Origin of the sequence: Bacillus sp. BB081, from assembly GCF_008368895.1 — a bacterium.
GTDB lineage: Bacteria > Bacillota > Bacilli > Bacillales > Bacillaceae_G > Bacillus_A > Bacillus_A wiedmannii.
The window spans coordinates 1-8,241 of record NZ_QOZX01000105.1 but is presented as its reverse complement, the minus strand read 5'-3'; the positions used below and the strand labels follow the sequence as shown (position 1 = coordinate 8,241).

At 33.7% G+C, this 8,241-nt stretch carries 8 protein-coding genes and 2 pseudogenes; 6 read left to right on the top strand and 4 right to left on the bottom strand.

The features are described 5' to 3' along the window. The first annotated feature begins 357 nt into the window (after nucleotides 1–357). The 4 genes and pseudogenes from DN394_RS27670 to DN394_RS27655 all read left to right on the top strand — a co-directional run bounded on the left by DN394_RS27670 (nucleotide 358) and on the right by DN394_RS27655 (nucleotide 3,398). Nucleotides 358–786 carry an NfeD family protein gene (locus DN394_RS27670; protein WP_087982739.1) on the top strand — a complete coding sequence of 143 codons (429 nt, stop codon included), beginning with the start codon at nucleotides 358–360 and terminating at the stop codon, nucleotides 784–786. Nucleotides 787–788: 2 nt separating this feature from the next. Next, nucleotides 789–1,760 (top strand): SPFH domain-containing protein, encoded by a 972-nt coding sequence (locus DN394_RS27665; RefSeq protein ID WP_046959225.1) that lies wholly within the window; start codon nucleotides 789–791, stop codon nucleotides 1,758–1,760. 264 nt (nucleotides 1,761–2,024) lie between these two features. Continuing rightward, nucleotides 2,025–2,615: pseudogene (locus DN394_RS27660) on the top strand (histidine phosphatase family protein). A gap of 6 nt (nucleotides 2,616–2,621) precedes the next feature. Continuing rightward, nucleotides 2,622–3,398, top strand: coding sequence for a Cof-type HAD-IIB family hydrolase (locus DN394_RS27655; RefSeq protein WP_098208713.1), 777 nt, complete (start codon nucleotides 2,622–2,624; stop codon nucleotides 3,396–3,398). Between the two features lie 7 nt (nucleotides 3,399–3,405). On the opposite strand, the gene DN394_RS27650 is transcribed toward DN394_RS27655, so the two are convergent. Beyond that, nucleotides 3,406–3,867, bottom strand: a complete 462-nt coding sequence (locus DN394_RS27650) for a DinB family protein (protein WP_098208712.1) — start codon at nucleotides 3,865–3,867, stop codon at nucleotides 3,406–3,408. A gap of 171 nt (nucleotides 3,868–4,038) precedes the next feature. On the opposite strand from DN394_RS27650, the gene alr reads away from it, so the two are divergent. Further along, nucleotides 4,039–5,214, top strand: a complete 1,176-nt coding sequence (gene alr / locus DN394_RS27645; RefSeq protein WP_046959909.1) for an alanine racemase — start codon at nucleotides 4,039–4,041, stop codon at nucleotides 5,212–5,214. 20 nt (nucleotides 5,215–5,234) lie between these two features. On the opposite strand, the gene DN394_RS27640 is transcribed toward alr, so the two are convergent. From DN394_RS27640 to DN394_RS27630, 3 genes are read right to left on the bottom strand one after another with little or no spacing between them, the layout of a single operon-like run. Next, a complete protein-coding gene (locus tag DN394_RS27640) occupies nucleotides 5,235–5,948 on the bottom strand; it encodes a class I SAM-dependent methyltransferase (RefSeq protein ID WP_098705021.1) in 714 nt (237 codons plus the stop codon). Further along, nucleotides 5,941–6,828 carry a GNAT family N-acetyltransferase gene (locus DN394_RS27635; protein ID WP_098149667.1) on the bottom strand — a complete coding sequence of 296 codons (888 nt, stop codon included), beginning with the start codon at nucleotides 6,826–6,828 and terminating at the stop codon, nucleotides 5,941–5,943. The genes DN394_RS27640 and DN394_RS27635 overlap by 8 nt, the downstream gene beginning before the upstream one ends. 23 nt (nucleotides 6,829–6,851) lie before the next feature. After that, nucleotides 6,852–7,730 (bottom strand): nitrate reductase, encoded by an 879-nt coding sequence (locus DN394_RS27630; protein ID WP_098208710.1) that lies wholly within the window; start codon nucleotides 7,728–7,730, stop codon nucleotides 6,852–6,854. Between the two features lie 376 nt (nucleotides 7,731–8,106). Here DN394_RS27630 and DN394_RS27625 point away from each other — a divergent pair. Continuing rightward, nucleotides 8,107–8,241: pseudogene (locus DN394_RS27625) on the top strand (macrolide family glycosyltransferase); the annotation flags it as partial.

The window sequence follows — 8,241 nt, the reverse complement described above, 5'->3', positions numbered from 1 at the left end:
TAATAATCATGATGTATACGATATCAGCGAGAGTAATGCATATTTTCGATCCTAAATAGTAAGTTAATGAACGATTTTGCAATAAGTACACAACCTTCCTGAGGAAAAACATTCCAATAGTTAGAATAATTATAATTTGAAAGTTGGAATTGTGAAAGAATTTAATTTTTTGTCATTTTTTGAAAGGAAATGTCATGTATAATGAAGAATATATTAATATAGTATTTTATTAATACTTTTTATAACAGTGAATATGTACAATAGCTTGTAGTAAATGCCCCGGTATAAGAAAGGGCGGATAAACCATTCTTTTCTTCATATACATATAGAAAATGAGAAAGAAAGTGAGGGTTGCATATGGCTGCTTGGGTAATTTGGTTTATAATAGCTGGTATTTTATTTATTGCGGAACTGTTGTCGATTACGTTTTATATGCTTTGGCTTGGAATTGGAGCTGTTGTCGGAGGTCTAATTGCTTTGTTTGCCCCTGAAGCACTACTGTTACAAGTTGTTGCTGGTGCGATTGTAAGTTTAACATTGACTTTCTTTACGAAAAGAATTTCAAAAAACTTTCGAGAAGCAAAAGGTTTTACTGATACAGTAGATTTGCTTGTCGGTAAAAAAGGCATTGTTATGCAAGCGATTACAAATGAAGCGAATGGTATTGTGAAGGTGGATGGAGATACTTGGACAGCTATTGCAGATGATCCAATTGATGTTGGAGAAAAAGTTATTGTTATAAAGAGGAATAGTACTATATTACAAGTTAAAAAGGAGAGTGAATAAATATGGCAGTAGCATTAACATTAACGATTATTTTAGCACTAATTGTTGTTACATTTATCGCATTAACAATTAAAATTATTCCACAGCAAAAAGTTGGAGTCGTTGAAAGATTTGGTAAGTTTCAGCGTATTATGGAGCCGGGATTAAATTTATTAATACCAATTGTAGACCGTGTTCGTGTATATCATGACTTACGTATTCAACAAACGAATGTACCACCACAGAAGGTAATTACGAAAGATAATGTACAAGTAGAAATTGATACAATCATTTTCTATCAAATTGTGGAACCAGAACTTGCGACATATGGTATTTCGAACTATGAATATGGTGTTCGTAATATTACTTCTGCAACGATGCGTCAAATCATTGGTAAAATGGAACTGGATGAAACGTTATCTGGTCGTGAAAAAATTTCAACAGAAATTCGCTTAGCACTTGATGAAGCAACAGAAAAATGGGGCGTTCGCATTGAGCGTGTTGAAGTTGTTGATATTAATCCGCCAAAAGATGTGCAAGCATCGATGGAAAAACAAATGAAAGCAGAACGTAATAAACGTGCGATCATTTTAGAAGCTGAAGCTGCAAAACAAGATAAAGTTCTTCGTGCTGAAGGTGAAAAGCAAAGTAAAATCTTAATGGCTGAAGGTGATAAAGAAGCACGTATTCGAGAAGCTGAAGGTATAAAGGAAGCAAAAGAACTAGAAGCGCAAGGGGAAGCAAGAGCGATTGAGGAAATTGCAAAAGCAGAACAAAATCGAATTGAATTACTTCGTGCAGCAGATTTAGATGAACGCGTACTTGCTTATAAATCATTTGAATCATTGATTGAGGTTGCAAAAGGACCAGCAAATAAAGTCTTTATTCCGTCTAATGCAATTGAAACACTTGGTACTCTCGGGGCAATTGGAGAAATCTTTAAAGAAAAACAAGCGAAGAAATTGCCTTCTTCAGATACACCAAAAGAACAATAAGAGTGAAAAAGAGAAATGGGGTGCCATTTCTCTTTTTATTGTTGAGTAGGATAAAAAATATTAGTCCTTTGCCATTATGGATAGGGCTTTTTTGTTTGTCACTTTTCAAAGAATTATAAGTTTAGAGTGTTTGGAATTGTTAAGTGGAATAACACGTTTACTAGACGGTTAAAAAACTGTCAAAGTAATATATTTTTGTTAAAGAAAATTTTAAATATGATATAATGGAATTTTGTGGATATTAAACAAGGGAGTGGGAAACAAGTGCAAATATTATTAATACGTCACGGTGAATCCGAAGCAGATATTTTACATGTACATGAAGGACGAGCTGACTTTGAATTAACAGAAAAGGGAAGATAGCAAGTGCAAAGGCTTGTACAGAAAGTGAAAGCAGATTTTCCACCAGATTTCATTTGGGCAAGTACATTAAAGCGTGCTCGTGAAACTGGTGAAACGTTAGCTGAAGGAATTGGATGCCCAATTCAACTAGAAGAGGAATTAATGGAGTTTAATAACGGAGTGCAAGCAGGCTTATCTTTTGAAGAAGCAAAGAAATATCCAGAGCCAAAGTTTCTTCATGACCGTTTTGAAAATGGGGAATCATTTATTGAATTTAGAATGAGAATAGAAGGAATCTTTTCTAAAATCGTGACAGAGAATACTTATGAACGGATAGCAATCGTTGCACACGGTGGTGTAATAAATAGTCTATTACGTGCGTTTTTCAAAATGCCCATTTCAATGGACTATTATTTTAAAATGGGAGATACGGGAATAAGCTTAATTGAAATTGATGGCGAACAAAAAACGGTGCATTTCATTAATGATACGAATCATTTGGACGGGATGTAAAGACCCGTGTACAAAGTAGTGTTTTTTGATGTTGACGGTACGCTTTTAAGTGAGATTGATAGAAGTATGCACGAAAGTACAAAAGAAGCGATACAAAGATTAATAGATAAAGGAATTCACGTAGTTGTTACAACAGGGAGACCATATAGCTTATGTTCGCAATTTAAAGAGCTGGGCATACATACAATTATTTCTGCAAATGGTGCACATATTAAGTGTGGGGAAACAGTTCTACATAAATCGGTACTTTCAAGTGAAATCGTTCATGATATCTCAGAGTTTGCAGAATTACATGGTCACGGCGTTTCTTATTTTACTGAGGGTTTTACAATGAACGGAATAGCCTCAGATAATGAGGGTGTAATGCAAGCGCTTAGCGAGACGTTAAATTTAGGGGAGTACCCTGAAAAAAGCAAGGATTTGTCTGAAGAAATCTATTGTTTATGTCTGTATGCGGATGAAATAGAATCTCAAAAATTTATTGAAAAATACCCAATGCTTACATTCGACCGTTTTCATGGTTATGTCATAAATGTATTGGAAGATAATAAAGTATCGAAGCTCACCGCAATTCAAAAAGTATTGGATCACTTAAACATTTGTAAATCAGAAGCAATTGCTTTTGGTGACGGTGGAAACGATATTGAGATGTTGCAGTATGTAGGATTAGGTATTGCGATGGGGAATGGCGGAGAAGTACTAAAAACAAAAGCTGATTTCGTTACAAAGAAGGCGAGTGAAGGTGGTATTTTACTTGCTTTAGAGAAGTTTCATGTCGTCTAACATACCTTTATTGGAATAAAGGTATGTTAGGATCTTTAATGTGCTCGCACAATAAAATATGAATTTGCCCACGATGATGATAAAAGTGTGCAACAATTTCAAGCAACCATTCAAAACGGGAATAAGAAATACCCCAATAAGCAGTCTTAACTTCCGCTAATTCTTCATTGGAATAGAATAAAAAAGTTTTAGAAAGTAAATCGTAGCCCTGTATCATCGTTTTTTGCATTTGCGTAATTGTTTCGGGTGTTTGTTCTTTATAGAAAGTGTGTAGTTGTTTTTCAGTACTACCATTTAAAATGAGTAAATCCGCATGGCAAATAAGAGAAAGATGTGCACACATTTCAAATAGAGATCGCTTTGCGTGAATGGGCTGTATTTTTAAATCGGCTTCATTATATTGGTTAAGCATTTGAATAGAGGTATCAACAGCAACTTGTAGTTGATGCAAGGCAGGTTGAACAAACATTGTAATTCTCCTCTTCTCCGTATATAATAGTTTCTTAAGAGTATTATATCATACTCAAAATTCCGAAAATTCTAGTAGTTTGACTAGCATATTGAAAAGTATTATATTGTAAAAGGTCATATGAAACGTGAAATAGAATGGAATGCAATTATTGAGTTAGGAGTTAGACCAATGAGTTTGAAATATGGAAGAGATACAATTATTGAAGTTGACTTAAATGCAGTAAAACATAATGTAAAAGAATTTAAAAAGCGTGTGAATGATGAAAATATTGCAATGATGGCTGCTGTAAAAGCAAATGGGTATGGTCACGGGGCGGTTGAAGTTGCGAAAGCTGCTATTGAAGTAGGAATAGATCAGCTTGCAGTTGCATTTGTAGATGAAGCGATAGAGTTAAGAGAAGCAGGAATTAACGTGCCGATTTTAATTTTAGGTTATACATCAGTAGCAGCTGCGGAAGAGGCAATTCAATATGACGTTATGATGACTGTTTATAGAAGTGAAGATTTACAAGGTATAAATGAAATCGCAAACCGTCTTCAAAAGAAAGCGCAAATTCAAGTGAAAATTGATACAGGAATGAGTCGTATCGGTTTACAAGAAGAAGAGGTTAAACCATTTTTAGAAGAATTAAAACGTATGGAGTATGTAGAGGTAGTAGGAATGTTTACACATTACTCTACGGCAGATGAAATTGATAAATCATATACGAATATGCAAACAAGTTTATTTGAGAAAGCTGTCAATGCAGCAAAAGAATTAGGAATTCATATTCCATATATTCATAGTTCAAATAGTGCAGGTTCAATGGAGCTTAGCAATACATTTCAAAATATGGTTCGTGTAGGTATTGGAATATATGGAATGTATCCTTCAAAAGAGGTAGATCATGCAGTCGTTTCTTTACAGCCTGCGTTGTCGTTAAAATCAAAAGTAGCTCATATTAAACATGCGAAGAAGAATCGCGGTGTAAGTTATGGGAATACGTATGTAACGACTGGTGAAGAATGGATTGCAACTGTACCGATTGGCTATGCTGATGGATATAATCGTCAGTTATCTAATAAAGGGCATGCATTAATAAATGGAGTTCGAGTACCTGTTATTGGCCGTGTTTGTATGGATCAACTTATGTTAGACGTTTCAAAAGCAATGCCAGTACAAGTTGGGGATGAAGTAGTATTCTACGGTAAACAAGGTGAAGAAGAAATTGCGGTAGAAGAAGTAGCGGATATGTTAGGTACAATTAACTATGAAGTTACATGTATGTTAGACAGAAGAATTCCACGAGTTTATAAAGAAAATAATGAAACGGCTGCTGTCGTAAATATACTAAGAAAAAACTGAATCGTTATGATTCAGTTTTTTTATTTTTGACAAATGAAAAATGTTCTGTTTGTACCGTGTAATTGAATGTTCTTAAAACCTACAGATTCCAATGAAGAAATTATTTCTTCATTGGAATAACAAGCTTCCTCAAAAGAAAAGTCACTTCTTTTCCAATTATTATCTATGTCATGTTGAAATAGTATAAAGTTCATTTCTGCTTTTTTATTTTCGTTATCATATGTAGAATCAATTGTACATACATATTCTTCCGCTGAAATATGAAATGAAGCAATCCAATTTTCAAGAAAACCTTTCTCCATATTCATATCAAATACGAATGTACCTTCGCTATGTAATACGGAGTAAACATTATGAAAAACATTTTTTAATTCATCTAATTTTAAAATATGGTTTAAGCTATCGCCAGTAGAGATAACATAGTGAAATTGCTCATTTATATTGAAATAACGAGCATCATCGACGATAAAGGTTGCGTCTGGCGCGTTTTGACGTGCGTATTCAATCATTTGGGCAGAACCATCTATACCAGTTACTAAAAAAGTATTATCAATTAATTTCTTAGTAAGGTGACCAGTCCCGCAGCAAAGATCTAAAATATGAGAATGTGGTGGTGCATATTGTAAAACAAGTTTTTCCAAAAGTAGATAGGAGTGTTCAGCATAATGCCCCCAATGTTTATTATAAATGGATGCGAAAATATCATAATCAGAATAAATTAGTTTTTTACACATATGTATTCACCTCAAGATTCATTACATTATAATAGTCATGCTTCTTTTTCATTTCAAAACCACATTGTGTATATAGTTTTAAAGCGTGGTTATTTTTCGTTTCGACGTCTAATTCAATTGTTGAAATTCCTTTTGTAATAAGGGTATGTACCATATAACTAAGAATATCTTTTCCGTATCCTTTACCTTGATAAGAAGGATGAACAGCGAACCCTGATAGTGTAGTAGATTGTTCTTGCTCAGAAACTGTAATCGTTCCTATTACTTTTTCGTCGATAAGAGCACAGTAAACTTGATAGGAAGGGGAATTCATCATTTTTTGTAACCATGTAGCGGTATTTTTTGCTGAATCTCCAAAAGCTTTACTGGAAATTTCAATAAGATCAAGAAGTGACCCTGAAGATGCAAGAGTGAGCTGTATAGTATTCTTTGTTGTTTTTGGCACTTCTTTAGCTTTGAACTCCATACTATATTCACTATATAAATAAGGTAATTTCATATGTCTTGCAAATTCTTTCCCAGAAGCAGAATCCCCATTCATAATAAGAAGAGCTTCATCTGCCTTTCGTATTCGTATTTCTTTCATTGCGGTTTGTAAAAGAGTAGTGCCTATATGTTGTTTCCTATAGTTCGGATGAACAAACCCTATTAACTCCAGTTTTGTCGGTCTTTCAAAATCATACATACTTAATGCACCGATTAATTGAGTATTATTATAAAATAGGAAATCATTTATCTCTTCATTAGTACGAGCAGTTAAAAAGTTTATATGTAAATCTGATGAGTAATCAATTTGATCGTGTTGCCCACAAATATGAGCCAAATCTTTCATTCGCTGAATTTCGTTTGTTATTAAAGATTTCTTTTGTTCAATATTCATTTCATAACCCCTCTCATTCGTATTTAAAAATAGGATGGATGACTAAGCCACTTTTTTAACTCCACGCTGCCCTGAACAGATAATAACCGGTACAAATATCGATAGGGAGGTCTACATTCTGCAAGATGAGGAAGGGGCATAATGGTTTCGTAACCTTGTTTAAAAGCATGTGCCTCTTTTTCTGTAAACACATATTCTAAGCCGATAAAATCAAACTCCCGGGGAGCAACGGCATAGGCTTCTGTATCTACTAATCCCGTAATAGTTGTACCATCTGATAAAAACTGAGTAGGGTCCATATCAATTAAAACGAGCATTGATTCCTTTTGTGCTGGTAAGGGAGAAAGTTGTGATTCAAAAGTAGGAAATGCATTTTGTATGCTTTCATTATCGGAATAAAACATATTCACAAGCTCTTTACTCACATTTAAAATGTGTGATTGGAATTCATCTAGTGTAATTTGGAAGGAACCCGACACATTTCCTATGTAATCGGCTTTAAATGTATGTATTTCTGCAAGCCCTTTTCCTAGACTGAATAAAATAGAATCTGGTTGCCCGATAAAAGATTGAACTGTGTTACCTACTAACTTTTCGGCTACAACGAATTCACGGCCAATTAAAATATGTTTTTCTAATATTGCTGGGATAGGAAGATTAGTATGTTCTTGCAGCAATGTATGTACAGCTTTTAAATGATGTACGTTCCTTGGATTAATTCCAAATAGGTTTTTACATCCCCACCAAAAATCATTATTGGGCTCTTCATTCATTTTAGAAGAACGAACGATGACTTCTGCATCTTCTGTTCGGACGAGAAACACATCGCTTGCATGGTCTTCATAACCTGGGTGTAAAGCTTGAATAGATAAAATAGGTGAAGTGAATAGTTGTTGTAGCATGAAGTTGCTCATTTTTCTGTAAATTCATTATATAACAGAATATGTTCCAAATGGATAAAGATAAGGACAACATAGAACTTAAATAAATTTATAGTGAGAAATCAGTGTGGAAATTATATTTTTCTAGTTTTGTATGAATTATCAAAATAATGTTTTGATGATAAATCTGTAAAAATGCCTGAATGTAAATCCCGTATTTTTCAATAAATGAAAGGTTAAGCATACTTTTATAAGAGTTATAATGTAGGTTATGAAAAATATTTCTCAATAATAAAATGAAGTGAAAAATATGAAGAAGTAGAATAGATTCCTTTATAATAGTTTTAAATTAATTAATATAATTAACTATTAATATTGTTAGATAGGAGAGAATATGATGGCAAATGTACTCGTAATAAATTTTCCTGGAGAAGGTCATATAAATCTGACTTTAGCTATTGTAAGTCAGTTAATTCGGCGAGGGGAGACAGTTGTTTCGTATTGTATTGAAGATTATAGAAAGAAGATTGAA

Excerpts from the sequence above, each read along its gene's own strand:
- DN394_RS27670 (WP_087982739.1), top strand. The coding sequence starts at position 358 with ATGGCTGCTTGGGTAATTTGGTTTATAATAGCTGGTATTTTATTTATT.
- DN394_RS27665 (WP_046959225.1), top strand. The coding sequence starts at position 789 with ATGGCAGTAGCATTAACATTAACGATTATTTTAGCACTAATTGTTGTT.
- DN394_RS27650 (WP_098208712.1), bottom strand. The coding sequence starts at position 3,867 with ATGTTTGTTCAACCTGCCTTGCATCAACTACAAGTTGCTGTTGATACC.
- alr (WP_046959909.1), top strand. The coding sequence starts at position 4,039 with ATGAGTTTGAAATATGGAAGAGATACAATTATTGAAGTTGACTTAAAT.
- DN394_RS27640 (WP_098705021.1), bottom strand. The coding sequence starts at position 5,948 with ATGTGTAAAAAACTAATTTATTCTGATTATGATATTTTCGCATCCATT.
- DN394_RS27635 (WP_098149667.1), bottom strand. The coding sequence starts at position 6,828 with ATGAATATTGAACAAAAGAAATCTTTAATAACAAACGAAATTCAGCGA.
- DN394_RS27630 (WP_098208710.1), bottom strand. The coding sequence starts at position 7,730 with ATGCTACAACAACTATTCACTTCACCTATTTTATCTATTCAAGCTTTA.